Raw genomic sequence first — 23,386 nt, 5'->3', positions numbered from 1 at the left:
ACCCCGCCCCCTCTTCTTTTGCATCCCCCATGCACACCATCGACTTTGCTTTGCGCGCCTTTGTGCCTGGCGCCCAGGACTCGGAATTTCCGCTCCAGAACCTGCCCTACGGCATCTTCAACACCGCCCGGGCGCCCCGGCCCCGCGTGGGCGTGGCCATTGGTGACCAGATCCTGGACCTGGCCGCTGCCGCTCAGGCCGGTCTGCTGGTCAGCGTGTCGGCAGACGCCCTGCTGCAGCCCACACTGAACGCGCTGGCCGCCCTGGGCCGCACGCGCTGGACCGCCCTGCGGGCCGAGCTGGCCGCGCTGCTGCAGGAAGGCTCGCCACTGGCCACCTACCCGCAGGCCACGCAGCTGCTGGTTCCCCAGGCCGAAGCCCGGATGCACCTGCCGTTCGCCATCGGCGGCTTCACCGACTTCTATGCCTCGGAAAACCACGCCTACAACTGCGGCTGCCTGTTCCGCGACCCGGCCAACGCCCTGCCGCCCAACTGGAAGCACATCCCCATCGGCTATAATGGCCGCGCCAGCAGCGTCATGCTGGGCGGTGCGCCGGTGGTGCGCCCCAACGGCCAGCTGCCCGGCAAGGAGGGGCCCAGCTGGGGGCCCACGCAGTCGCTGGACTTCGAACTGGAGATTGGCGTCTTCATTGGCCGTGACACTGAGCTGGGCCAGCCTCTGCCCGTTGCACAGGCACAGGACGCCATCTTTGGCGTGGTGCTGCTCAACGACTGGAGCGCGCGCGAGGTGCAGCGCTGGGAATATGCCCCGCTGGGCCCGTTCCAGGCCAAGGCCTTCCACACATCGATCTCGCCCTGGGTGGTCCCGCTGGACGCGCTGCAGCCCTTCCGTGTGGCACTGCCGCCGCAGCAGCCCACCGTGCTGCCCTATCTGCAGCAAGCCCAGCGCCATTCCTACGACGTGCAGCTGTCCGTGAGCCTGCAGCCCGGCACCGCCGACCGTGCCACACCCATCAGCTGCAGCAATCTGCAGCACCTGTACTGGAGCTTCGAGCAGCTGATCGCCCACCACACCGGCAGCGGCTGCAATCTGCGTGTGGGCGACCTGCTGGGCACCGGCACCATCAGCGGCACCGACCACGATGCCCTGGGCTGCATGCTGGAGATGACGCGCAACGGCCAGGAGCCGCTGCACCTGCTCACCGGCGAAGCACGCCGCTTTCTGGAAGACGGCGACACACTGCGCTTCAGCGCCCAGGCCCACCAGGGCGGCATCCGCATCGGCTTCGGGGAGCTGTGCAGCACCGTGGCACCGGCGGTGGCCTACCCGCAGGGGTGAGCCCCGGGTAACCCGGGTCGCGGCCACAGCGCCCGGGAGCTTCCAACCAGAAGCACCACCCCATAAAAAAACCGCCCCGGCTTCCCAGCCAGGGCGGTTTTTTTGGATGGCACTGCTACGCAGTGGCCGAGCGCAGCAGCCCGCAGGCTACCGACCGTGCTCAGGCATGGGCGCGGTGCCCGGGTTCCTCGAGCTCCACCGGGTTGCCCGACAGTGCAGCGTCCAGCTTGTCGTGGTCCAGGGCATTTTCCCACTTGGACACCACCACGGTGGCCACGGCATTGCCGATGAAGTTGGTCAGCGAACGACATTCCGACATGAAGCGGTCCACGCCCAGGATCAGGGCCATACCGGCCACGGGCACTTCGGGCACCACGGCCAGGGTGGCGGCCAGGGTGATGAAGCCGGCGCCGGTCACACCGGCCGCGCCCTTGGACGACAGCATGGCAACCAGCAGCAGCGCGATCTGGTGGCCCAGCGTCAGGTGGGTGTCGGTGGCCTGGGCAATGAACAGCGCCGCCAGCGTCATGTAGATGTTCGTGCCGTCCAGGTTGAAGGAGTAACCGGTGGGCACCACCAGACCAACGACGGACTTGCTGCAGCCGGCCTTCTCCATCTTGTGCATCAGCGAAGGCAGGGCCGATTCGGAAGACGAGGTACCCAGCACCAGCAGCAGCTCGTCCTTCAGGTACTTGATCAGCTTGACCACGGAGAAACCGCAGAAGCGGGCCACGGCACCCAATATCACCAGCACGAACAGGGCAGAGGTGATGTAGAACGTCAGCACCAGCTCGGCCAGGTTGACCAGCGAACCCAGACCGAACTTACCGATGGTGAAGGCCATGGCGCCGAAGGCACCGATGGGGGCGGCCTTCATCACGATGTTCACCAGCTTGAAGATGGGCTTGGTCAGCGATTCCAGGAAGTTCAGCACCGGCTTGCCGCCTTCGCCGGCCAGGGCCAGGGACACGCCAAACAGCACGGCCACCAGCAGCACCTGCAGGATGTTGTCACCGACGAAGGGACTGACCAGGGTCTTGGGGATGATATCCATCACAAAGCCGGTCACCGTCATGTCGTGGGTCTTGGCCACATAGCCCTTGACGGCGGTCTGGTCCAGATCGGCCACGTTGATGTGCATGCCGCCACCGGGCTGCATGACATTGGCCACGATCAGGCCCACCACCAGCGCCAGCGTGGAGAAGGTCAGGAAATAGGCCATGGCCTTGCCGAACACGCGGCCCACAGCGCTCAGGTGCGTCATGCTGGCGATGCCGGTGACGATGGTCAAGAAGATCACCGGCGCGATGATCATCTTGATCAGCTTGATGAAGGCATCGCCAAACGGCTTCATGGCCTCGCCGTAGGCGGGCTCGAAATAGCCCAGCAGCACGCCGATGATGATGGCGAACACCACCTGGAAGTACAGTTGGCGGTAGAACGGCTTGCGCAGCGTCTGGATGGTTTCGGTGGGAATGGCGTGCATGACGCAGGCTCCTGAAAACGCAAAAAATGCACCACCTCGGTGCACCACTGCCCGCATTGGACTGCGGTCCGTTTTCCGTGCCGATAACCTATTGGTATTAGACGCAGAGGCTTCCCTAGGCAAAATGCAGACAACCAAGGGTAAACACCTAATGCACCATGTCACCCCCAGGCCACGCCGGGCTGGGGTCAGGCCTGCCGTTCCGCCCTTCTCGCGCCCACCGGCGCCACTGCACCGCACCACACCGTGAGCTCCTTCAACCTGTTCTCGCCCCGCCGCCACCCGGCCTGGACCCTGCTGATCCTGCTGGGCGGCATGTGCCTGTGCATGACCCTGGCCTACCAGCTGGCCTGGCAGCATGCACTGCGCGGTGAAAGTGAAAACGTGCAGCGCCAGCTGGGCCTGTACGCCCAGGCACTGGCCCAGCGCATCGACCGCTACCGCACCCTGCCCGAAGTGCTCTCGCTGGACCCCGAACTGCGCAGCGCCCTGCACCAGGCGTTGGACCAGCCGCTCAGCCCGTCCCAGGTGGACCATCTGAACCGCAAGCTGGAGCTGGCCAACGGCGTCAGCCAGGCCTCCACGCTGACCCTGATCGATCTGCACGGCAAGGCTCTGGCCGCCAGCAACTGGCGCGATGCGCGCAGCAATGTGGGCGAGGACTACAGCTTCCGGCCCTATGTGCAGCAGGCCCTGGCCCAGGGCAGCGGGCGCTTTTACGGCATCGGCATGACCACCGGCCTGGCCGGCTACTTTCTGTCGCGCGCGATCGAAGACGAGCATGGCCGCATCACCGGCCTGGTGGCCATCAAGATCCTGCTGCACGAGCTGGAGAGCGAATGGCTGCAGGTGCCCGACACGGTGCTGGCATCGGATGCGCACGGCGTGGTCTTTCTGGCCAGCGGCGATGACTGGCGCTACCGCCTGCTGCAGCCGCTGAGCGCGGCCGACGAGGCCGAGCTGGCCGCCACCCGCCAGTACGCCAACCAGCCGCTGCGCCCGCTGCGCTACAAGGTGGAGGAGCAGCTGGACCATGGCGGCACCCTGGCCCGGCTGCAGGAGCCGGCACTGCCCGGCCGCACCCTGTGGCACACCCAGCTTCTGCCCGCCAGCCGCTGGCAGCTGCACCTGCTGCACAACACCGATGCCAGTCGCACCACCAGCCGCTGGGCCGCCGCCGCCGCCGGCGGCGCCTGGCTGGCGCTGTGCCTGCTGTGGCTGTTTGTGCGCCAGCGCCAGCGCATCACCCGCCTGCGCCTGCGCAGCCGCCAGGAGCTGGAAACCGTGCTGCACCAGCATGCCCAGGAACTGCGCACCGCCCAGGACGGCATTCTGCAGGCCGCCCAGCAGGCCGCCCGCACCACCGACACCGGCCTCTCCCCCAGCCTGGAGCACCTGCCCCAGGGCGTGGTCATCATCGATGCCGACCTGAACCTGGTGGCCTGGAACTCCCGCTACGTGGAACTGTTCCGCTATCCGGCCGAGCTGATGCGCGTGGGCCATCCCATCGAAGACCTGCTGCGCCACAACGCCCGACGCGGTCTGCTGGGCAGCGGCCCGGTGGAAGGTGCCATCCAGCGCCGCCTGCAGCATCTGCGCAGCGGCAAGCCCCACCTGCACGAAAGCGCCAAGGGCGATGGCACGGTGCTGGAGATTCGCGGCAATCCACTGCCCGGCGGCGGCTTTGTCACCAGCTACGCCGACATCACCAGCTACAAGAACGCGGCGCGCGAACTGCGCTCCCTGGCGGACACGCTGGAAAAACGCATTGCCGAGCGCACCCGCGATCTGGATGCCGCCAAGCAGGAGGCCGAGCGCGCCAACCGCTACAAGACCCGTTTTGTGAATGCCGCCGTGCACGACCTGCTGCAGCCGCTGAATGCCGCGCGCATGTACACCAGCCTGCTGCCCGGCCACCTGCACGACGCAGCCGGCCGCCAGGTGGCGCACAGCATCGACCAGGCCCTGGCCTCGCAGGACGCCATCCTCACCAGCCTGCTGGACATTGCGCGCATGGAGTCCGGCCAGCTGGAAGTCCATGTGCGTGACTTCGCGCTGAACGCCCTGCTGGAAGTGGTGCAGAACAACTTCGGCATGCAGGCCGAAAGCGAAGGCCTGACCCTGCGCTGCCTGCCCACGCACTATGTGGTGCACAGCGACGAGGCGCTGCTGCGCCGCATCCTGCAGAACTTTGTCTCCAACGCCATCCGCTACACGCGCAAGGGCCGCATCGTCGTCGGCTGCCGCCGCGTCGGCCAGCAGCTGCGCATCGAGGTGCACGACCAGGGGCCCGGCATTCCCGAGAGCCTGCAGCAGGAGGTGTTCGAGGAATTCCGCCGCCTGGACGAAGGCCACGCCGACGACCGCGGCACCGGCCTGGGCCTGGCCATCGTCGAGCGTCTGGGCCGCCTGCTGGGCCACGAGATCGGCCTGCGCTCCCAGCTGGGCAAGGGCAGCGTGTTCTGGGTCACCGTGCCGCTAGGGGACGCCACCGCGCTGGCCCCGCAGCCCGTGCCCAGCCATGTGCAGCAACCGGACACCGGCCCGCTGCACGGTGCCTGCGCCTGGTATGTGGAAGACGACCCGTCCACCCGCGCCGCCACCTGCGCCCTGCTGCAACGCTGGGGCTGCCAGCTGCCTTTTGCCGGCGGTGCCCCCGAAGCGCTGGCCGAGGCCGCCCCCGGCAATGCCCCCCAGCTGGTGCTGCTGGACGTGCACCTGGGCGCGTTCTACGGCCCGGATGTCTACACCCAGCTGTGCGAACGCTGGGGCAGTGCGCCCCCCGTCATCCTGCTCACCGCCGAGCGCGACGCCACCTTGCGCCGCCAGGCCGCCGAGCGCGGCTGGGGATTTCTGGCCAAGCCGGTCCGGCCGCCGGCGCTGCGGGCATTGATGAGCCAGACCCTGGTCCGGGGGCGGGAAGGCGGATAAGGCGGATAAGGCAGGTAAGGCCGCGGAGCGGAACGCACCGCGCATGGGTGCCGAAAAGCTGCAGCGAAGGCGCATCCTAGAATGCCGGACTGGATATCCGTCGTGCGCGCGCCTGTGGCCTCCCCGCTGCGGCGCATAGAAAAACCCCTTATCCGGTTCCGTGTCCATGCAACTTCCCATCCACATCGTCGACGCCTTCACCCCCGAGCGTTTCAAGGGCAACCAGGCGGCCGTTGTGCCGCTGGAGGCCTGGCTGCCTGCCGCCACACTGCAGGCCATCGCCACCGAGAACAATTTGTCGGAAACCGCCTTCCTGGTCTGGAGCGCCGAACGCTCCGCCTTTGAGATCCGCTGGTTCTCCCCGCTCAAGGAAATCGACTTCTGCGGCCATGCCACGCTGGCCAGTGCATTCGTGCTGTTCGCGGCCGATGCCGCCCTGCGCAGCATCACGTTCTGGGCGGCGGCCGTCGGCAACGTCACGGCCACACAGGAGGCCGAAGGACGCATCCAGATGACCTTCCCCCGCCGGGATGCCCGGCCCGTGGAGGCCCCGCCGGCCGCGCTGGTCGACGGACTCACCCCGCGCCCGCTGGCCTACTTGGTCAATCAGCAGGCCTATGTGGCGGTGTATGCCTCGGAAGCCGATGTGCGCCAGGTGCAGCCGGATCTGGACAAGCTCACCATGCTGGGACCGCTGGATGTGGTGGTCACCGCCCCGGCACCAGCCGGCGCACCCTATGACTTTGTCAGCCGCTATTTCTGGCCGGCCAATGGCGGGGTTGAAGATCCAGTCACCGGCTCCATCCACGCGGCACTGGCCCCCTACTGGGCCGGACAACTGGGCAAAAACAGCCTGGTGGGCCACCAGGTCTCGCAGCGCACGGGCACGCTGTTCTGCGAGGTGGGCGACACCACGGTGCAGGTGTCGGGCCACTGTGCCCGCTATCTGAGCGGCACGATCACGGTCTGACGCGGGCCCATCGGCCGCATGCGGCCGAGGGCGAACCCTGCAGCCGGTCGGTTACCAGCCCCGGCACACAGCGGTTCGCGCACCCGCGCGTGGTACTGCAGTGCTCCAACGCACTCACTCCACTTTCGCTGAAGCTGGGTCCCTCTGCGCCGCAGTCCCTTCCGGCACGCCGGCTGGAGGCAACCCCGCGGGGGCCAGCGCCGGTGCATCCTCCAGCACGATAAGGTTGCGCCCGGCTGCCTTGCCGGCATACATCGCCGCGTCGGCCCGGGAGATGACGGCTTCCGTCGGTTCGCCGAGGCGGTAGGCACTCAGGCCCACAGTGCAGTGCACCTGCAGGTCGGCATGCACCAGCTGGGCCCAGGGCAGCTCGGCAATGTGCTGGCGCACGCGCTCCAGCAGCACCTGGGCCTGGCTGGGCGTGGTGCCGGGCAGCACCAGCAGAAATTCTTCTCCGCCGTAGCGGCCCACGCAGTCGATGGCACGTACCTGGGCGGCCAGCAACTGGCCGAAAGCGCGCAGCACGGTGTCACCACCGTCGTGGCCGTAGCGGTCGTTGATCTGCTTGAAGTGGTCGATGTCCAGCAGCGCCACGCACAGCGGCGTGCCCTGGCGTTCCACGGCCTGCTGCGCCTGCTGCAGCCGCTCCATCACGCCGCGGCGGTTGGCCACGCCGGTGAGTTCGTCGCTGCGGGCCAGGCTTTCGATCCGGGCCAGTGCGCCGGCCAGCTGGTCATGGGCACCGCGCAGCCGGTACTGCATGCCGCGAAAATAGGTGACCAGCAGGCTGCAGCGGAACACCCCTCCCACCATCACTGCCACAGCCAGCAGCTGGCCGGCGGGGGTGTCGGTGGTCATGCGCATCTGCGGGCCCAGGACGTAGACGATGGCGGCCACGGCCACCAGGGTGCAGCCCCAGGTCATCCAGAAGCTGGTGCGCCGCCGCGCCAGAAAGCCGTCGGCGCTGAAGGCCAGCAGCATGACCATGGCCTGGAAGGCCACCTGGGGCGCAGCCATCCACAGGCCCAGGGTGCCGCTGATGGCAATCAGCTGGTGCGCCAGAAACATGCCGGGATCGCGCCGGGTCTGGCTCCAGCCACTGGCGTAGGCCCAAGTGATGAAGCCCATGCCGGCCCCAATCCACAGCGCATACCAGCCCAGCGCCTGCCAGGGTGCATAGCCCGCCCAGGCATGGCCGACGAACAGCAGCAGCGCATAGAGATGGCTGAGCACGACGGAGCCATGCAGCTGCCAGGTGCGCCGCCGCCACCGCGCCGCATAGTCGGTGTCGCCCGCCGCTTCCGGCCCCCACAGCAGGCGGCTGTCCGTCGTGTTCGCAGGAGAATCGGGCGGGGTCATAGTCAAAGCACGGGCAGGGCAATGGCGGGGATTAATGTTTCCTATTGTGACATTTTGGGCTGACACCCCTGCTGGCGGTGGGGCCGCCGTCCCTGTGGCAGCGGGCTGTGCGTCTGGCCCCGACCACCAGGCGCTCGGAGCGCGCGGAACCGGCCGCGCCGCAGCGTTTACAGCGTGTTCTTGTGGATCTGGCCGCCTTTCATGATCACACGCAGGTGCTGCCCGGGATCGGCCAGAAAGTCTAGGTTCACCGCCGGGTCGCCATCGGCCACCAGCAGGTCGGCCCAGGCGCCTTGGGCAATGCGGCCCAGCATGCCGGGGTAGGGATTGCGTTCACCCGACAGCGCCAGCAGTGCGCCATTGGTCCCCGTGGCCTGGCCCAGCAGGGTCAGCGGATCGTAGAAACGCGTCAGCTTGGCCAGATGCCGGCCCTGGCCAGCCGTGTTCTTGGGGTTGAACAGAATGTCCGTCCCCCAGCCGGTATGCACACCGTACTTCTGCGCCATGGCATAGGCGTTGACCGTGCCTTCGGCCACCTGCTTCTGGCTGGCACGGCGGGCAGGGTCGGGATAGGGGTTGCTGTCCTCGTCCTGCAAAAAGGGCTGCAGGCTCCACCACACGCCTTCGTCGCGCATCATGCGCACGGTGGCCTCGTCGGCCAGCTGCCCGTGCTCGATGCATTTCACCCCGGCGCGGATGGCCCGCTGTATGCCCTTGGAGGTGTACACATGCGCCATCACATAGGTGTTCCAGTCGCTGGCCGCCTCCACGCCGGCGCGCAGCTCGCGCTCCGTGAACTGCGTGCTGTCCAGCGGGTCGTACTGCGAGGCCACCCCGCCGCCGGCCAACATCTTGATCTGTGTGGCCCCCAGCATCAGCTGCTCGCGCACACGGCGCAGCACCTGCGCTTCGCCGTCGGCGATCATGGCCACGCCGGTGTTCTCCACCAGGCTCATCGGTGCGCCGTCGGCGCGCGGCAGATCACTGCGCAGGCGGAAATCCCCGTGGCCCGACGTCTGCGAAATCATGGCCCCGCTGGGGAAGATGCGCGGCCCAGCCACCAGGCCTTCATCGATGGCGCGCTGGAGCGCGAACGCCGGCCCGCCTGCGTCGCGCACCGAGGTAAAACCACGCAGCAGCGTACGCTGCGCCTCCTGCGCCGCCACCAGGTACAGATAGCCCAGATCGGCTGTCATGGCCACCATCTGCGAGACGCCCGCCAGCATGGTGTGCCAGTGCACATCAATCAGGCCGGGCATGACCAGCTTGCCCTGGCAATCCAGCACCCGTGCACCTTCCACCGTGGCGGCGGCGGGCAGCAGATCGGCGATCCTCTGGCCCTGGACCAGCACCTGCACGCCATGGCGCACCGGCTTGCCCGTGCCATCGAACAGGCGCAGATTCGTCAACAGCAGCGGGCGGTCATCGCTGGCAGCCGCAGCCGTGCCCGGCAGGGCAAACGGTGCCAGCATGGCCGCCATGCCGCCCAGAAAGCGGCGGCGCGACAGATCTTCACTCACCCGGTGGTGCAGACGCTGGCACATGGCACTGCTGCAGGGGCAGGCCAAGGCGCGGATGGGGCCCAGGCGCCAGGGCAAAGAAGAGGCGGAACCGGCGGGAAACGTCATATGCACCAGCCTTTGCTGCAGACAGGAAAAATCTGCCCCGCACACGGTGGCGCGGGCGGGAAAACCACAAGCGGGCCACGCCGTGGCCCACACCCGTTTGGCACGTGGGCGCGTCCACCGCGCCGCCGTGTTCGGCGTTTATTCCAGACCGCTGATCTTCCAGGCGCCGTCGGCCTGCAGGCAGAACCAGACGTTCCAGCTCTCGGTCTGCTGGCGCTGGCTGACCTTGGCCGACAGCAGACGGCACTGGCCGGCCGACTGCGTGGCGACGGTGGCACCCGGCGTCAGTTGCACCTTCACGGGCTGCTTGCTGCTGCGGGCGCTGCTGTTCCATTCCTGGGCCACGCCGGCCTGGCCTTCATTCAAGGCCTTGCCGATGAAGGCCCGGAAATCCGGCACGTCCCGGGCAGGGATGTGCAGCAGCACCGACTGGTTCAACGGACCCAGCGACAGCGCCTGTGCGCCCAGAGGCATGAACAAAGCGACCGCAGCGCAGGCCGCACCCAGGGAGATGGCTTTTTTCATTTGCAACATCACCACACGATAACGCCGAATGGCGGCCATGGCGCGTTTTGCCCGCACAGGGGCATCCGGACTGTAGCGGATCCCGCACGGACGCAACGCCGGCCCCCGCCGTGTGCGGACACGGCGACCGGACCGGTGGCAGCCGACCTGCCACCACAGCGGCATCACATCTCCTGGTCGTTTTCCAGGCTCTTGACCAGCACCGCTGCCTGGGTGCGTGAATAGCATTCCAGTTTTTTCAGAATGGCCGTCACATGCACTTTGACGGTGTTCTCGGCCAGGCCCAGTTCATGGGCGATCTGCTTGTTCAGCAGGCCGTCGGCCAGGCACAGCAGCACACGGAACTGCTGGGGCGTGAGCTGTGCCAGGCGGGCGGCCAGTGCGGCATCGGCCTCGGAGCGTTCGGCCACCATGGGCGGAAACCAGTTGTCTCCGGCCAGCACCGCGTCCAGTGCCGCACCCATGGTGTCGGCCGGTGTGGATTTGGGGATGAAGCCCGCCGCCCCGAATTGCTGGGCACGGCGGATGACACGGGGGTGGTCATTGGAGGAGATGATGACCACCGGGATCTCCGGGTACTCGCCACGCACATGCAGCAGCACGGAAAAACCGCGCGCACCGGGCATGGCCAGGTCCAGCAGCACCAGTTCCACCTCGGGGTGGGTCTGCAGCGCGGCGCCCAGGGTGGCGGCACTGGCGGCTTCCACAATGGCGTACTGCGGCAGGCGTTCGCGCAGCACATGCATCACGGCGGCGCGAAACAGCGGGTGGTCGTCGGCGACGAGAAGCGTGGGGGCGGACATGGAGGGCAAGTCTGCCATGCCCAGCGGCAGCGACGACGACGCAGCACAAAAAACCATCCCGGGCAGCGCGCGCCGCACGATCCGCCGCCACCCAGCCCCATCACTGACATTCAGAGTTCTGGAGCAGACCGCATGGTTGTGCCCCTTCGGCCTGCCGCCGAACGGCAGCAGGCAACAAAAATGCCCTGCAGCCGGTGCTGAAGGGCATATTGCTGGGGTGCCGCCAGGGCACCCTGTCCGCCGGGAAGTGACCGCGCGGCGGGCGCGGCAAGCCGCAGGGGCTTACTGGCTGGCGACTTCCAGGTGGGCCTCGCGGGCTTCGTGGATGAAGTTGATCAGAGAGTTGATAGCTTGGCGCATGACAGACCTTCTTTCGTAATGCTACGGAGAGATGCACTTCCACTGAGGGTGGGAATGGCTGCATCTCGACGGCCACTCCTAGGGTTAAACCCGATAAGTGTTAACCCGTAGACATAAGTATAAACCACAATCCAAATTTGTGCATAGCAGCATCACGCAGCGGCCACCATGCCGTCGGTCCCCGGGGGAGAACCCGCACAACGCCGCCCAGGTGACTGTGTTGCAGCGCCGCGACTGTCCACACTGGCAGGCATCTGTTCAGGAGGACCGCAATGACCCGCAATGTGACCGTCGCCGTGGCACAGACCGCCACCGTGTTGTTCGATACCGCCGCCACCGTGGCCCAGGCCCAGCGCCTGATGCACGAGGCCGCCCGCCAGGGTGCCCGGGTGCTGGTGTTTCCCGAGGCCTATATCGGCGGCTACCCCAAGGGGGCGGACTTCCACATCTTCATCGGCGCCCGCACGCCCGAGGGCCGGGCCGACTACCAGAAGTACTACGAAGCCGCAGTCACGCTGGACGGCCCCGAGCTGGCGGCCCTGGCCCAGACCGCGGGCGAACTGGACCTGACCGTGTGCGTGGGCATCATCGAGCGCGACGGCGGCACGCTGTACTGCACCGCCGCCTACCTGGGCCGCGGCGCGGATGGCCATGGCACGGTGCTGGGCCACCACCGAAAGCTGATGCCCACGGCGCTGGAACGCCTGGTCTGGGGCTATGGCGACGGCTCCACGCTGCAGGCCATCGACACGCCCCACGGCAAGCTGGGTGCGGTGATCTGCTGGGAAAACTACATGCCCGCGCTGCGCATGGCCATGTACCAGCAGCGTGTGGCCCTGTACTGCGCGCCCACCGCGGACGACCGCGACACCTGGGTCAACAGCATGCAGCACGTCGCCATGGAAGGACGCTGCTTTGTGCTGTCGGCCTGCCAGCACCTGCGCCGCAGCCAGTTCCCCATGGATGCCATGCACAACCGCCTGCCGGCCGCCGACGACACGGTGCTGATGCGCGGCGGCAGCGTGATCATCAGCCCGGCCGGGCGCATCCTGGCCGGACCGGTGTATAGCGAGGACGCCCTGCTGACCGCCGAGATCGATCTGGACGAGATTCCGCGCATGCAGATGGACTTCGACCCGGTGGGCCACTACGCGCGGCCCGATGTCTTCCAGCTGCGCGTGCACACCGCCGCACAGCGCGCCGTGGATCTGCAGCCTGGCCACGGGCAATAAAGCCGCAGTGGCGTGCACCGGAACGGCGCAAGGCCGCATCCAGTGGCACGGGTTCCATGCCCCGGCTGCTAAGCTGCCGGCATCCGGGGCCCATGGTCCCGGTCTTGTTCAACCCTGCCAGGAGCTGCCGCCATGATCGTGACCACCACCCCCAGCATCGAAGGCCAATCCATCACCCGGTATTGCGGGGTGGTGGCCGGCGAAGCCATCCTGGGCGCCAATATGTTCAAGGACATGTTTGCCGGCATCCGCGATCTGGTGGGCGGGCGCAGCGCCACCTATGAACGCGAGCTGCAGAAGGCACGCGAGATTGCGCTGCGCGAACTGCAGGAGCGCGCAGCCGCCCTGGGCGCGAACGCCGTGGTCGGCGTGGACCTGGACTACGAGGTGCTGGGCCAGGGCAACGGCATGCTGATGGTCAGCGCCAGCGGCACGGCCGTGGTGGTGCAGTGACGCGGGTGCGCAAAGTGGTGCGCCCGGCCGGCTGAAAAGGATTTTTCAACCGGCGCGGCACATCCCCTCAAACAGCCATCCACCCCGCGCTCTCCGCTTACGCCTTCCACGCCCCCACATGCGGGGCGGTGGCTTCGTCGATCAGGGACGGGCCGGTGCACTCCATGGCAAACGGCGCCGCACGGAACACATCGCGGCAGGAAAGCTCCACGTCGCGCTGGTCCAGGCGCTCGCCGCGGAACACGCGCAAGCGGCGGTCGTCGATGCCATAGACCACGCGGCGGATATTGGCCCAGAAGATGGCGCCGGCGCACATCACACAGGGCTCGCCGGACGCATAGATGGTGGCCGTCTCCAGCGTGGCGCGGTCGTGGCGCTGGCAGGCGTCGCGGATGGCCTGCACCTCGGCATGGGCCGTGCAATCACCGGTTTCGCCATTGCTGTTCCAGCCCTGGCCCAGCACCGTCCCATCGGCACCGATGATGACCGAACCGAAAGGCCGGTTGCCCCGCTCGCGCGCGGTGCGCGACAGCGCGATGGCCTGGCGCAGATAGCGGCCGTCCCGTTCGTCCACAGCCTGCTCGGCGGCCAGCACCGCCTGTCCGGCTGGCGGGCCTGCAAAAATGTTTTCAACGGCGTTCATGCAGCGCTCCCTTGCTTGACGGCGGTCGGCAGGAAGGCGGTGTTCCACAGTTTCTCGGGCGCCGGCAGCTGGCCCAGCGCAAAGGTCTCGCCCACCTCGGCGATCTGCTGCTTCAGCACCGCAGGCACGATGCGGCCCAGGCCGGCAGCCTGCGTCTCGGCGGTGGCCAGGTAGCCGCGGGTGATGGCCCAGCGCGCGGCTTCCAGATCGGCGCGCAGCAGCGGGTCACGCTGGCGTACGGCATCCAGGCCGGCCTGGGGGTTGGCCAGCATTTCCACCAGGGCACGCTGCGTGGCACGCAAAAAGCCTTTCAGCGCTTCGGGGCGCTCCTGCATCAGCTTGGTGGAAGCCAGCACCGCATTGCCATACAGGTGCACGCCGGCATCGGCATAGGACAGCACGCTCAGCTGGGCCGGCGGCATGCGCTGGAACAGCGAGACCGCGGAATCGTGGAAATAGGTGGCGGCATCTACATCACCGCGCACCACCACGTTGTCGCGGGCGGAGAAATCGGTGGTCACCCACTGGAACAGATCGGCGCCCAGCTTCTGCTGCTTGGCCACCATGGGCCAGCTGCGGCGGGTGGACTCCACTGCCGCCGCCGCTACCTTCTTGCCCTGCAGGCTGGCAAAACTGGTGCCCACACCCCGGTCCTTGCGACCGATGATGACAAACGGCGCGCGGTTGTAGTACTGGTAGACGGCCTGCACCGGCAACGCGGTCTCGGCCTTGGCATGGGCCTCGATCAGTGCACTGATGTCGCCCAGGCCCAAGTCGTAGGCACCGGAAGCCACACGGGTGATGGAAGCCACCGAGCCGGAGCCGGAATCGATCTGCACCTCCAGGCCTTCGGCCGCGTAATAGCCTTTGGCGGCGGCCAGCACAAAGGGCGCGGTCTGGCTGCTGAACTTGAAATCCAGCGTGAGTTTGAGCGGCTGCAGGGCCTTGGCCTGGGCGTGCACGGCCAGCGGCAGAGCGGAAGCAGCGGTCAGCGCACAGGCGCTGGAGAGGAAGTGGCGGCGTTGCATGACAAATCTCCTGGGATCGTGGGTGCCACGCCGCCGCCGGAAAGCAGAAAGCAACCGGGCCCGCGCCCATGCCACAACCCGCTCCCTTGCAACGGTGGTGGCAAGGCAGGTTGAGCAATTTCCGGGCGTTGGCGGCTGGATACAGCCGCCTTGCGCTGAACGCTTCTACTCGTTCGGCGCTGCAAGCATTTGCCGTGCCAGATGTTTGATGCAGCGCAAAAACTTCCGCAACTTTGCGCCGGACCGCCGCCACGGAATCGGGCCGCCATGCCATCGGTGCACGGCACGCCCCGGCACCCGGTCCGGCACGCTGGCACAGCTTGTGCATGCATGTGCAGCGCACGAGTAGAAGCGTTCAGCACCGTCCCCGGTACCACAGGGGGCGGGCAGGAAATTGCTCAGGCCGCACGGTGGCGGGAAGCCCCCGCACCGTGCGCCGCGCCTGAGGGCTGGACGCCACCTGCAAGACCGCTGCACCAGCAGCGTGCACGGCCACCCAGCCTGGGGCATTCACCACACCGGAGCACTCACCTGCTCCCTGTTTTGGAAAGCCAGCCATGCTGAACCCTGTCACCACCACTCCCCCCGCCCCCTCCGACTTCGCGCTGGAAGAACTGCGCAAGGAATCCACCATGGGCACCGAAGGCACGACCGTGGCGCGCGAAGTGCGCGTGATCGATCTGAGCGACTTCGAGGCCCGCCGCGCCGAAATCACCGAGCAGCTGTGGAGCGCTGCGGTGGAAATCGGCTTCTTCCAGGTCAGCCACCACGGCATTGCCCAGGCCGACATCGATGCGGCATTCGCCCGCTCTGCCGCCTTCTTTGCGCAGGCCGAAACCACCAAGGCCCAGTGGCCGCTGGCGCGCAACGCCGGCTGGGAAAGCCGTGCGCAGATCCGCCCCTCCACGGGCAAGGCCGACCTGAAGGAAAGCTACCAGGTCACCCGCCCGCGCATGGCCGGCCTGTGGCCGACCGAGGCCGAACTGCCCGGATTTCAGGCCGACACCCTGGGCTTCGAGGCGCAATGCTGGGCCGTGGGCATGCGCGTGCTGTCCTGCTTTGCCGACAAGCTGGGCATGGAGCGCGACTTTTTCACCCGCGCCCACAACCCGGCCAGCCCGCACTACCAGAGCACGCTGCGCATGCTGCGCTACTTTGCGCCCCAACCCGGCCAGGAACCCGGCGCCTGGCGCGCCGGTGCGCACACCGACTTCGACTGCCTGACCCTGCTGTTCCAGCGCCCTGGCCAAGGGGGGCTGCAGGTGCTGCCCGGCAAGGAAATGGAAGGCCGTGCCTGGACCCCGGTGGAGCCCGTGGAAGGCGTGATCACCTGCAATATCGGCGACATGCTGATGCGCTGGAGCGATGACCAGCTGCCCTCCAACTTCCACCGTGTGAAGAACCCCGCTGCGCATGAATACCAGGGCGACCGCTACAGCCTGGCCTTCTTCTGCCAGGCCGACGAGGACGTGCTCATTCACAGCAAGAGCGGCAAATACCCCGACATCACCGCCGCCGAGTACCTGAAGCAGCGCATCAGCGCCAACTTCTCCAACAAGTACTGAGAAAACCCGGCAGCGAAGGCGCGCGCCCCCGCAGAAAAGCACGGGGGCAGCCTGCGCACCGGCAGCGCCCGTATCCGCCCCCGGATGCGGGCTCGGCCCGCGCGGCGGGCGCCCGGTGGGCCTGGGCACTGGCAGGCGCGGCACGGGCACATGCTTTTCCTACACCGCAGCCTCACGGGCTCCCACGCCACAGCAGGGGATAAACGGCGCATAACGGCAGCACGTCGCTACGGAGCCCTGCCATGCGCCACACCCTCCACGCCCACCGGGCGCATGACCGCCTGCACTTCCGGCTCCATGCGCGCTCCCACCCGCAGGCCTCGGTGCCTCCCTTGCACCTGCGCTACCGCAGCCAGTTGCTGGTGGCGGCCGCCGTCATCGCGACCCTGGCACTGTTCAGCGGCATCTGGCTGCAGCCCGCACCGCCCGACCCGGCCCAGAGCCCCCCCAACACGTCCGCCGTGGAAGCCGACCAGGACCTGGCGCCCGCGGAGTGAACGGCATCAGCGAATGCACGGCATACAGGCGCCCACGTCACGGCGGTGCATGGCAGCGCCCACCCGCTCAGGCCTGGTGTGCCCGGCGTGCGCGCACCGCGGCCGCCAGCTGCTGCAGCACGGGCACGGTCTGCTCCATGCTGATGCAGGCGTCCGTCAGCGACACGCCATAGGCCAGCTCGGCGCCGTCCACGATGTCCTGGCGGCCTTCGTGGATATGGCTTTCGATCATCACGCCGGTGATGCGGGCATCGCCACCCGCCACCTGTTCCGCCACATTGGCGGCCACGTCGATCTGGCGGCGGTGCTGCTTGCTGCTGTTGGCATGCGACAGATCGACCATCACCTGCGGGCGCAGGCCGCTCTTTTCCAGCAGCTCGCACGCGGCCTGCACATGGGCCGCGTCGTAATTGGGCGCCTTGCCGCCGCGCAGAATGATGTGGCAATCCTGGTTGCCACGTGTTTCAAAGATGGCGCTCTGGCCCATCTTGGTGATGCCCATGAAGGCATGGCTGGACGCTGCGGCCAGCATGGCGTCGCTGGCCACCTTGACGCCGCCATCTGTGCCGTTCTTGAAACCGACGGGGCAGGACAGGCCGCTGGCCAGCTGGCGGTGGCTCTGGCTTTCGGTCGTGCGGGCACCGATGGCGCCCCAGCTGACGAGATCGCTGATGAACTGGGGCGACAGCAGATCCAGAAACTCCGTGCCCGCCGGCAAGCCCAGCTCCAGCACATCCAGCAGCAGGCGGCGCGCCATCTCCAGCCCTTCGTTCACGGCAAAGCTGCCATCGCGGTGCGGGTCGTTGATATAGCCCTTCCAGCCCACCGTGGTGCGCGGCTTTTCGAAGTACACGCGCATCACGATCAGCAGATCGTCCTGCAGTGCATCGGCCTGCACCTTGAGCTGGCGGGCATAGTCCATGGCCTGGTCGTGGTCGTGGATGGAGCACGGCCCCACCACCACCACCAGGCGGTCATCCTGCCCGTGCAGCACGCGCGAGATGGCGGCGCGGCTGGACTCCACCAGTGCATACGCCTGCTCGGTGATCGGCAGCCACTCTTCCAGCAGCGCCGGCGTCAGCAGCGGACGCACGATCTTGATGCGTGTGTCGTCCACACGGGTCTTGTCCAGCGTGGTCAGCTTGGGAGAGGCGGGCACGGCCTTGCGGACCGTTGCAGCAGTGGGAGGCAGGGGCGTCGTGGAGGAAGTCATCCCGCTATTGTCGCGCCATGCGCTTCTCCCTTGGCGATGACCTGGCGTGCGGGCACGGGCAGGCTGGCGGCCCCACTCCCGCTAGACTGCGCTCCGACTCTGGCCGCACTGCCCCCCGCTTGCCCCGTTGAACACCACCCCATGGAACTGCAGTTCACCATCACCCCTGCCCACACCGCCATCCGCCTGGAGGCCGCGCTGCAGCGCGAGATCGCGCAGTTGCAGGGGCAGCAACGCCGCGCCGTCGCCCACGTGGCGCACTGGCAGAGCCGCTGGCTCAGCCCCTTGCTCTACTGGCTGTGCCTGGGCGCAGGCCTGCTGGCGGAGTCGTACATCGCCATGCTGGTGTGGGTGCTGCTGTTCACCCTGCTGTGGCGGCGCTACGCCCCGCGCCTGCTGGGCGGCGTGAGCGCCCGCCAGACCGGCCGCCAGCCGCCCCTGCAAGGCCTGCACCAGCGGCTGACACGCAGCATGCTGCAGACCGCACTGCAGCGCGAGGAAGGCCGCTGGCGCCTGCTGCTGGATGCACAGGGCTTCACCCTGGTGCACGCCCGGCGCAACCCTCTCCGGCAGACCCGTGCCGCATGGGCAGACATCGTCCGCCTGCAGGCCACGCCCGACTTCTATTGCCTGGCCACGGCCGCGCTGGCGGCCCAGGGTAAGGCCTACCACCTGCCCCGCCACAGCGATGCCATGGACCCTGCCCTCTACCAGCAACAACTGGCGTTGTGGCTGCAGCGTTGCCCCGTGGCACTGGAAACCCCTGCCATGCCCGAGGCCACTGTGGACTTGGTCCAGAACACCGCCCAGGCAGTCACTCCGCAGACAGCTTCATCAGCACCAGACCGCTGACGATCAGCACGGCGGCCAGCATGCGCAGGGCGCTGACCTGCTCCCCCAACACGGTGATGCCCACCACAAAGGCGCCCACGGCACCGATGCCGGTCCAGATGGTGTAGGCCGTGCCCAGCGGCAGCGTGCGCATGGCCACCGACAGCAGACCAAAGCTTGCGATCATTGCCACCAGGGTGATGGCGCTGTATTTGAGGTTGGTGAACCCGTGGGACTGCTTCATGGTGAAGGCCCACACCACTTCCAGAACGCCTGCGATCAACAGATACACCCATGCCATAAACCACTCCTGAAACGGTTGCATGGCCGGGTCGTCCCAGCAAGCGGCGGCTGCCCCGCAGGGGCCAGCGGTGCAGGGCCGTCCCTGCACACCGAAAACATGGTCATCCTAGCCGCAGCAGCGGCCGTGGGCACAGACCGTCCGCATGGCCCGGCCGCGCATAGGTGGTTGGCACGCCACAGTCGTCCGCAAAAAGGTGAGCGGCCGGCGCCCACTGCCCTAGGATGAAAAGGTATTTGCGCACTCCCCAGCCATCCCCACGCCACCCCATGTTGACCGCCCTGAACCACCTGACCCTGGCCGTGACCGATCTGCCGCGCAGCCTGGACTTCTACACCCAGGTGCTGGGCTGCCGCCTGCATGCGCGCTGGGATGGGGGCGCGTATCTGACGCTGGGCAGTCTGTGGATCTGCCTGTCACCGGATGCGCAGCGCGTGTCCGCCAGCACCCCGCCGGACTACACCCACTACGCCTTCAGCCTGTCGCAGGCCGACTTTGCGCCTTTTGTTGCGCACGCCCGTGCCCTGGGCGTGCGCGAATGGAAGACCAACCGCAGCGAAGGCGATTCCTTCTACTTTCTGGACCCCGACGGCCATGCGCTGGAAGTCCATGTGGGCACGCTGGAGAGCAGGCTGGCACAGTGCCGGCTGCAGCCTTATGCGGGCATGCAGTTCTTTGACTGATCAGACCGCTGCGTCGGCCGGTGCCAGCGCCGTCCCGGCGGCCGGCTCGGCGGCGTCCAGCACCACCACATTGCCCACCGTCGCACCGTAGTGCGTGGCCACGCGCTTGCGCTGCTTGAGCACGGCGCGGTCCTTGCTGACCAGCACCGCCTGGTGCAGGCTGGCCAGATCCAGGAAATGCTGGTCGTCCGGATCGGTACAGGTGAAGCGGATCTTGGGCGCCTCGGCGACGTATTCGACGGCCGCGTCAAAGTCCGCCATCACGCCTTGCGGCGTCTTGCCGTAGTAGCTGACGCGCGGCGCGATCTGGCTGTAGTGGAGCACGCGCTCCAGCTCGATGCGCTGGGCCTGGTCGGCAATCCAGCGCACCTCACCCCGGGCGACCAGTTCCCGGATGGAGGGAATGTGCGGATCGTCGAAGATCAGCATGTCCAGCACCACATTGGTGTCCAGCACCATGGGACGCGGCAGCGGACCGGCATAGCCGTCGTTGCAGGACGGCCAGCGCAACGGAGCGATTTTCATGCCCCGTGCCCTTCGGCCCCAGGGCCTTGCGGTGCGCCCGAGGCACTGTCCTGCTTGCGGGGCTTGGTCGAGCCCTTGACCATATCGAAGCAGAACAGACGGCATTCGATCGGGCCATTCCACATCGGCGTGCGGCGCGATTCCTTGAGGCGCATCTTGCCGGGCAGCTTGAGGTCGGGCGTCAGCATCCACGCACTCCAGCCGCTGTAGTTCTTCTTCCAGTGGCTGGCCAGCTGGCTGAAGAACTCGCCGCCGTCTTCGGTCTGCGCGGTTTCACGGCCTGCGCGCTCCACCTGCCCCATGCGCTCGGCGGCATTGCGGCCGGCGGAACCGGCCGCGGCGATCCGCTCGCCATAGGGCGGGTTCAGAATCAGCATGCCCGGCTGCTCGCAGGGCGGCATGCGCTGCAGCGCATCACCGCCGCGCAGCTGGATGGTGTCGGCCACCCCGGCGCGTTCGGCATTGCGCTGGGCAAAGTCCACCATCCGGAAGGCGATGTCGGAACCGTAAATGCCCACGGGCGACTCGGGCAGGATGGCGCTTTCCGCCTCATCCAGCATGGCTTCCCAGACATGGCGCTGGAACGGCACCAGCTTCTCGAACGCAAAGCGGCGCAGAATGCCGGCGGGAATCTTGCGCGCAATCTGCGCGGCCTCGATCACCACGGTGCCGCTGCCGCAGCAGGGGTCGTACAGCGGCTGCGGGTTGTCGCCATGCGGGTCCCAGCCGCTGGCGGCCAGCATGGCGGCGGCCAGGGTTTCCTTCAGCGGAGCGTCCCCCTTGTCCTCGCGCCAGCCGCGCTTGAACAGCGCTTCGCCCGAGGTGTCGATGTAGATGGTGGCGCCGTCGGTGGTCAGGTGCAGGTGCACGCGCACATCGGGGTGGTGCGTCTCCACGCTGGGGCGCACGCCATGGCGCTTGGCGCGGAAGCGGTCGGCAATGGCGTCCTTCACGCGCAAGGCGGCAAAGTTCAGGCTGGTCAGCGGGCTGTGCTGGGCAGTGACCTCGATCTTGAAGGTCTCCTGGGGCGAAAACCAGATCTCCCAGGCCACCTCGCTGGCCGCGCGGTACAGATCGTTCTCGTTGCGGTACATGCTGTGCGACAGCTCGATCAGCACGCGCTGTGCCAGCCGGCTGTGCAGGTTGAGCAGCAGGGCGTCGCGCCACATGCCGCGCAGCATCACGCCGCCCCGGCCCACCAGCAGGTCTTGCCCGGTGGCGCCGGTGATGGCGTGGACCTCGTCGGCCAAAAAGCCCTCGACGCCGGCGGCGCAGGGCAAAAACAGGTGCAATTGGTTCATAGCAAGCCGCCAAGGATACGCGAGACACCCCGGCCACGGCGCGCGGTGGAGTTTCTGCGTCCCCCCTGTCCGGACCGTCCAGGCTCCCCTGCTGGCCTCCCGGACACTCCGCACCGCCGGGATTTGCGTACGATGCGGGCATGTCTACGCATTTCCTGACCTCTGTCCCGGCACTGGCCCGTGTCCGCCTGCTGCTGGCTGCTTCGGCCCTGGCCCTGCTCAGCGCCTGCCAGTCCGCGCCCACCCAGCCGGCAGCGCCTGCCACCGCCGGCCAGGCCATGCCCGCCGCAGCCACTGCGCCTGCCGTGGCCGAACCCCAGCCGCTGGACGAAACCCCGGAGCCGCCGATTCTGGGCAAGCGCACCGACAGCCATGGCTGCAAGCCGTCTACCGGGCATGCCTGGTGCGAACGCACCAAGAGCTGCGAACGCCCCTGGGAGCTGGCCCTGCAGCGCGGCTTTGAAAACACCCCGGCGGGCTGGCACGCCTACTGCGACGGCAGCACCCGCTGAGCACGGCAGGCCTGCAGCCCGGCACGGCGGCTGGCGCGCTCGCCCCGCCGCCTACTGCACATGCAGCGGGCTGGCCACGCCACCGGCCAGGGCTTCGACCTGGGCCCGCTGCGGTATGGAAGGCTGGGCGCCCACCTGGCCCATGCACAGGCTGGCGGCACGTATGCCCCATTGCACGGCATCGCCCAGGGCATGGCCTTCGGCCAGCCGGGTGACCAGCGCCCCCAGAAAGCTGTCGCCCGCCCCCGTGGTGTCCAGCACCGGCAGCGCCAGCGCGGGATGGGTGCTGACACGCCCGCCGCAGACGGCCACCGCCCCCTGGGCGCCCAGCGTGACCACCACCTGGGACACGCCCCGCGCCAGCAGGCGCTGGGCGGCGTCGGCCGCCGTGGCCGGGCTGTCCACCGCCTGATCGCTGTAGGCGGCGGCTTCGACCTCGTTGACCACCAGGGTGTGGACCAGGGGCCACCAGGCTTCAGGCAGCTCGCGCACCGGTGAAGGGTTGAAGACCACGCGGCAGCCAGCGCTGCGTGCGGCCTCCAGCACCTGCTCCAGCACGCTGTCCGAGGTCTCGCGCTGCAGCAGCACGAAATCGGCCTGGGCCAGCACGTTCAGCAGCGCCTCGTCCGGCAGCTCCAGCAGCACATTGGCGCCGGGCACCACGCAGATCCGGTTCTGGCCATTGCCCTCCACCAGCACCATGGCCGCTCCGGTGGAGACCCCGTCCAGCACCTGCACATGGTCCATGTCCACGCCGGCGTCGTGCAGCGCCAGCCGCAGGCTGTTGCCATGGTGGTCACGGCCCACGCAGCCAAACAGCGTGACCTGGGCGCCGTGGCGTGCGCAGGCCACGGCCTGGTTGCCGCCTTTGCCGCCAGGCAGGTAGCGCAGGCTGTGGGCCATCACGGTTTCCCCGGCCCGGGGCACACGTTCCAGGTGCAGCACCGCATCCATGTGCAGGCTGCCCACCACGGCGATGCGGGCCACGCTGTGCGGGTGATCGGGTTCGGGCTGCGCCGACAGCAGCTTGCGGGGCAGCGCGGAAGAAGAAAGCGGTGCAACCATGGGGTGTCTCCTTTGCTGCCAACGGCCGTGGCATGTGCGGAATGAACCAAGGATGGCTGCACGATACCTCCAACTGCCGGTGCTGCCCAGCCGGTTTGCACGGGTCTGGGGGATTGCGGCAGCGCAGCATGCACGCAGGGGTTCCGCCACCGCGGGCCGTGGCCTCACCGGGCG

At 67.8% G+C, this 23,386-nt stretch carries 22 protein-coding genes; 10 read left to right on the top strand and 12 right to left on the bottom strand.

What is annotated here, in order from left to right; genetic code table 11:
• Nucleotides 1-29: 29 nt before the first annotated feature.
• Complete coding sequence (gene fahA, locus KW830_RS19045; protein WP_218334082.1) at nt 30-1,301, top strand: fumarylacetoacetase; 1,272 nt, start codon at nt 30-32, stop codon at nt 1,299-1,301.
• 160 nt (nt 1,302-1,461) lie between these two features.
• On the opposite strand, the gene KW830_RS19040 is transcribed toward fahA, so the two are convergent.
• A complete protein-coding gene (locus KW830_RS19040; protein ID WP_192334840.1) occupies nt 1,462-2,787 on the bottom strand; it encodes a dicarboxylate/amino acid:cation symporter in 1,326 nt (441 codons plus the stop codon).
• Between the two features lie 315 nt (nt 2,788-3,102).
• Between KW830_RS19040 and KW830_RS19035 the strand changes: the two genes are divergently transcribed.
• Both KW830_RS19035 and KW830_RS19030 read left to right on the top strand, forming a co-directional pair.
• Entirely contained in the window at nt 3,103-5,718 is a 2,616-nt protein-coding gene (locus tag KW830_RS19035; protein WP_218334250.1) for a PAS-domain containing protein, read from the top strand.
• 166 nt (nt 5,719-5,884) lie between these two features.
• On the top strand, nt 5,885-6,688 hold the full coding sequence (locus KW830_RS19030; RefSeq protein WP_218334081.1) for a PhzF family phenazine biosynthesis protein: 804 nt from the start codon (nt 5,885-5,887) through the stop codon (nt 6,686-6,688).
• 114 nt (nt 6,689-6,802) lie between these two features.
• Here KW830_RS19030 and KW830_RS19025 read toward each other — a convergent pair whose 3' ends face one another.
• From KW830_RS19025 to KW830_RS19010, 4 genes are all read right to left on the bottom strand, one after another.
• Nucleotides 6,803-8,047 (bottom strand): diguanylate cyclase, encoded by a 1,245-nt coding sequence (locus KW830_RS19025; protein ID WP_218334080.1) that lies wholly within the window; start codon nt 8,045-8,047, stop codon nt 6,803-6,805.
• Between the two features lie 167 nt (nt 8,048-8,214).
• Nucleotides 8,215-9,675, bottom strand: coding sequence for an amidohydrolase family protein (locus KW830_RS19020; RefSeq protein ID WP_218334079.1), 1,461 nt, complete (start codon nt 9,673-9,675; stop codon nt 8,215-8,217).
• 138 nt (nt 9,676-9,813) lie between these two features.
• Nucleotides 9,814-10,200 carry a hypothetical protein gene (locus KW830_RS19015; RefSeq protein ID WP_066541457.1) on the bottom strand — a complete coding sequence of 129 codons (387 nt, stop codon included), beginning with the start codon at nt 10,198-10,200 and terminating at the stop codon, nt 9,814-9,816.
• Between the two features lie 164 nt (nt 10,201-10,364).
• Nucleotides 10,365-11,003: a response regulator transcription factor gene (locus tag KW830_RS19010; protein WP_218334249.1), complete on the bottom strand. Its 639-nt coding sequence runs from the start codon at nt 11,001-11,003 to the stop codon at nt 10,365-10,367.
• A gap of 632 nt (nt 11,004-11,635) precedes the next feature.
• Between KW830_RS19010 and KW830_RS19005 the strand changes: the two genes are divergently transcribed.
• Entirely contained in the window at nt 11,636-12,595 is a 960-nt protein-coding gene (locus KW830_RS19005) for a carbon-nitrogen hydrolase family protein (protein WP_218334078.1), read from the top strand.
• Between the two features lie 132 nt (nt 12,596-12,727).
• Nucleotides 12,728-13,048 (top strand): heavy metal-binding domain-containing protein, encoded by a 321-nt coding sequence (locus KW830_RS19000; protein WP_066541461.1) that lies wholly within the window; start codon nt 12,728-12,730, stop codon nt 13,046-13,048.
• A 97-nt stretch (nt 13,049-13,145) separates the two neighbouring features.
• Here the strand turns inward: KW830_RS19000 and KW830_RS18995 are convergent, their stop codons facing one another.
• Together KW830_RS18995 and KW830_RS18990 are read right to left on the bottom strand one after the other, a co-directional pair.
• On the bottom strand, nt 13,146-13,691 hold the full coding sequence (locus KW830_RS18995; RefSeq protein WP_192334844.1) for a nucleoside deaminase: 546 nt from the start codon (nt 13,689-13,691) through the stop codon (nt 13,146-13,148).
• The gene (locus KW830_RS18990) at nt 13,688-14,719 is read right to left on the bottom strand and encodes an ABC transporter substrate-binding protein (RefSeq protein ID WP_066541462.1); all 1,032 of its coding nucleotides are present in this window, start codon (nt 14,717-14,719) and stop codon (nt 13,688-13,690) included. Before KW830_RS18990 ends, KW830_RS18995 begins: the two co-directional genes overlap by 4 nt.
• A 557-nt stretch (nt 14,720-15,276) precedes the next feature.
• Here KW830_RS18990 and KW830_RS18985 point away from each other — a divergent pair.
• The gene (locus tag KW830_RS18985; protein ID WP_218334077.1) at nt 15,277-16,284 is read left to right on the top strand and encodes an isopenicillin N synthase family oxygenase; all 1,008 of its coding nucleotides are present in this window, start codon (nt 15,277-15,279) and stop codon (nt 16,282-16,284) included.
• A 242-nt stretch (nt 16,285-16,526) separates the two neighbouring features.
• On the top strand, nt 16,527-16,781 hold the full coding sequence (locus tag KW830_RS18980; RefSeq protein ID WP_218334076.1) for a hypothetical protein: 255 nt from the start codon (nt 16,527-16,529) through the stop codon (nt 16,779-16,781).
• A gap of 67 nt (nt 16,782-16,848) precedes the next feature.
• On the opposite strand, the gene KW830_RS18975 is transcribed toward KW830_RS18980, so the two are convergent.
• Nucleotides 16,849-17,994 (bottom strand): 3-deoxy-7-phosphoheptulonate synthase, encoded by a 1,146-nt coding sequence (locus KW830_RS18975; protein ID WP_225608871.1) that lies wholly within the window; start codon nt 17,992-17,994, stop codon nt 16,849-16,851.
• A 141-nt stretch (nt 17,995-18,135) separates the two neighbouring features.
• Between KW830_RS18975 and KW830_RS18970 the strand changes: the two genes are divergently transcribed.
• Complete coding sequence (locus KW830_RS18970) at nt 18,136-18,846, top strand: hypothetical protein (protein WP_218334075.1); 711 nt, start codon at nt 18,136-18,138, stop codon at nt 18,844-18,846.
• On the opposite strand, the gene KW830_RS18965 is transcribed toward KW830_RS18970, so the two are convergent.
• Complete coding sequence (locus KW830_RS18965) at nt 18,809-19,126, bottom strand: multidrug efflux SMR transporter (RefSeq protein WP_218334074.1); 318 nt, start codon at nt 19,124-19,126, stop codon at nt 18,809-18,811. The genes KW830_RS18970 and KW830_RS18965 overlap by 38 nt on opposite strands.
• A gap of 269 nt (nt 19,127-19,395) precedes the next feature.
• Here KW830_RS18965 and fos point away from each other — a divergent pair, with 269 nt between their 5' ends.
• The gene (fos, locus tag KW830_RS18960) at nt 19,396-19,809 is read left to right on the top strand and encodes a fosfomycin resistance glutathione transferase (RefSeq protein WP_218334073.1); all 414 of its coding nucleotides are present in this window, start codon (nt 19,396-19,398) and stop codon (nt 19,807-19,809) included.
• Here the strand turns inward: fos and KW830_RS18955 are convergent, their stop codons facing one another.
• Nucleotides 19,810-20,334, bottom strand: a complete 525-nt coding sequence (locus tag KW830_RS18955) for a putative toxin-antitoxin system toxin component, PIN family (protein ID WP_218334072.1) — start codon at nt 20,332-20,334, stop codon at nt 19,810-19,812.
• Nucleotides 20,331-21,635, bottom strand: coding sequence for a class I SAM-dependent RNA methyltransferase (locus KW830_RS18950; protein ID WP_066541475.1), 1,305 nt, complete (start codon nt 21,633-21,635; stop codon nt 20,331-20,333). The genes KW830_RS18955 and KW830_RS18950 overlap by 4 nt, the downstream gene beginning before the upstream one ends.
• A gap of 140 nt (nt 21,636-21,775) precedes the next feature.
• Between KW830_RS18950 and KW830_RS18945 the strand changes: the two genes are divergently transcribed.
• A complete protein-coding gene (locus KW830_RS18945) occupies nt 21,776-22,147 on the top strand; it encodes a hypothetical protein (protein ID WP_083520633.1) in 372 nt (123 codons plus the stop codon).
• Between the two features lie 51 nt (nt 22,148-22,198).
• Here KW830_RS18945 and KW830_RS18940 read toward each other — a convergent pair whose 3' ends face one another.
• Nucleotides 22,199-23,212 (bottom strand): ribokinase, encoded by a 1,014-nt coding sequence (locus tag KW830_RS18940; RefSeq protein WP_192334858.1) that lies wholly within the window; start codon nt 23,210-23,212, stop codon nt 22,199-22,201.
• Nucleotides 23,213-23,386 lie beyond the last annotated feature (174 nt).

The sequence above is a fragment of the Comamonas sp. CMM03 genome (genome assembly GCF_019218715.1).
GTDB classification, from domain to species: Bacteria; Pseudomonadota; Gammaproteobacteria; order Burkholderiales; family Burkholderiaceae_C; genus Comamonas; species Comamonas terrigena.
The sequence above is the reverse complement of the archived record's forward strand: the minus strand, read 5'-3'. Positions and strand labels throughout refer to the sequence as shown.

Coding starts and splice junctions, on each gene's coding strand:
- KW830_RS19020 (WP_218334079.1), bottom strand. CDS start 9,675: ATGACGTTTCCCGCCGGTTCCGCCTCTTCTTTGCCCTGGCGCCTGGGC.
- KW830_RS19010 (WP_218334249.1), bottom strand. CDS start 11,003: ATGTCCGCCCCCACGCTTCTCGTCGCCGACGACCACCCGCTGTTTCGC.
- KW830_RS19035 (WP_218334250.1), top strand. CDS start 3,103: ATGTGCCTGTGCATGACCCTGGCCTACCAGCTGGCCTGGCAGCATGCA.
- KW830_RS18995 (WP_192334844.1), bottom strand. CDS start 13,691: ATGAACGCCGTTGAAAACATTTTTGCAGGCCCGCCAGCCGGACAGGCG.
- KW830_RS18990 (WP_066541462.1), bottom strand. CDS start 14,719: ATGCAACGCCGCCACTTCCTCTCCAGCGCCTGTGCGCTGACCGCTGCT.
- KW830_RS19015 (WP_066541457.1), bottom strand. CDS start 10,200: ATGAAAAAAGCCATCTCCCTGGGTGCGGCCTGCGCTGCGGTCGCTTTG.
- KW830_RS19030 (WP_218334081.1), top strand. CDS start 5,885: ATGCAACTTCCCATCCACATCGTCGACGCCTTCACCCCCGAGCGTTTC.
- KW830_RS18945 (WP_083520633.1), top strand. CDS start 21,776: ATGTCTACGCATTTCCTGACCTCTGTCCCGGCACTGGCCCGTGTCCGC.
- KW830_RS19025 (WP_218334080.1), bottom strand. CDS start 8,047: ATGACCCCGCCCGATTCTCCTGCGAACACGACGGACAGCCGCCTGCTG.
- KW830_RS18940 (WP_192334858.1), bottom strand. CDS start 23,212: ATGGTTGCACCGCTTTCTTCTTCCGCGCTGCCCCGCAAGCTGCTGTCG.
- KW830_RS18980 (WP_218334076.1), top strand. CDS start 16,527: ATGCGCCACACCCTCCACGCCCACCGGGCGCATGACCGCCTGCACTTC.
- KW830_RS18955 (WP_218334072.1), bottom strand. CDS start 20,334: ATGAAAATCGCTCCGTTGCGCTGGCCGTCCTGCAACGACGGCTATGCC.
- KW830_RS18970 (WP_218334075.1), top strand. CDS start 18,136: ATGGAACTGCAGTTCACCATCACCCCTGCCCACACCGCCATCCGCCTG.
- fahA (WP_218334082.1), top strand. CDS start 30: ATGCACACCATCGACTTTGCTTTGCGCGCCTTTGTGCCTGGCGCCCAG.
- KW830_RS19000 (WP_066541461.1), top strand. CDS start 12,728: ATGATCGTGACCACCACCCCCAGCATCGAAGGCCAATCCATCACCCGG.
- KW830_RS18985 (WP_218334077.1), top strand. CDS start 15,277: ATGCTGAACCCTGTCACCACCACTCCCCCCGCCCCCTCCGACTTCGCG.
- KW830_RS18975 (WP_225608871.1), bottom strand. CDS start 17,994: ATGACTTCCTCCACGACGCCCCTGCCTCCCACTGCTGCAACGGTCCGC.
- fos (WP_218334073.1), top strand. CDS start 19,396: ATGTTGACCGCCCTGAACCACCTGACCCTGGCCGTGACCGATCTGCCG.
- KW830_RS19040 (WP_192334840.1), bottom strand. CDS start 2,787: ATGCACGCCATTCCCACCGAAACCATCCAGACGCTGCGCAAGCCGTTC.
- KW830_RS18965 (WP_218334074.1), bottom strand. CDS start 19,126: ATGGCATGGGTGTATCTGTTGATCGCAGGCGTTCTGGAAGTGGTGTGG.
- KW830_RS18950 (WP_066541475.1), bottom strand. CDS start 21,635: ATGAACCAATTGCACCTGTTTTTGCCCTGCGCCGCCGGCGTCGAGGGC.
- KW830_RS19005 (WP_218334078.1), top strand. CDS start 11,636: ATGACCCGCAATGTGACCGTCGCCGTGGCACAGACCGCCACCGTGTTG.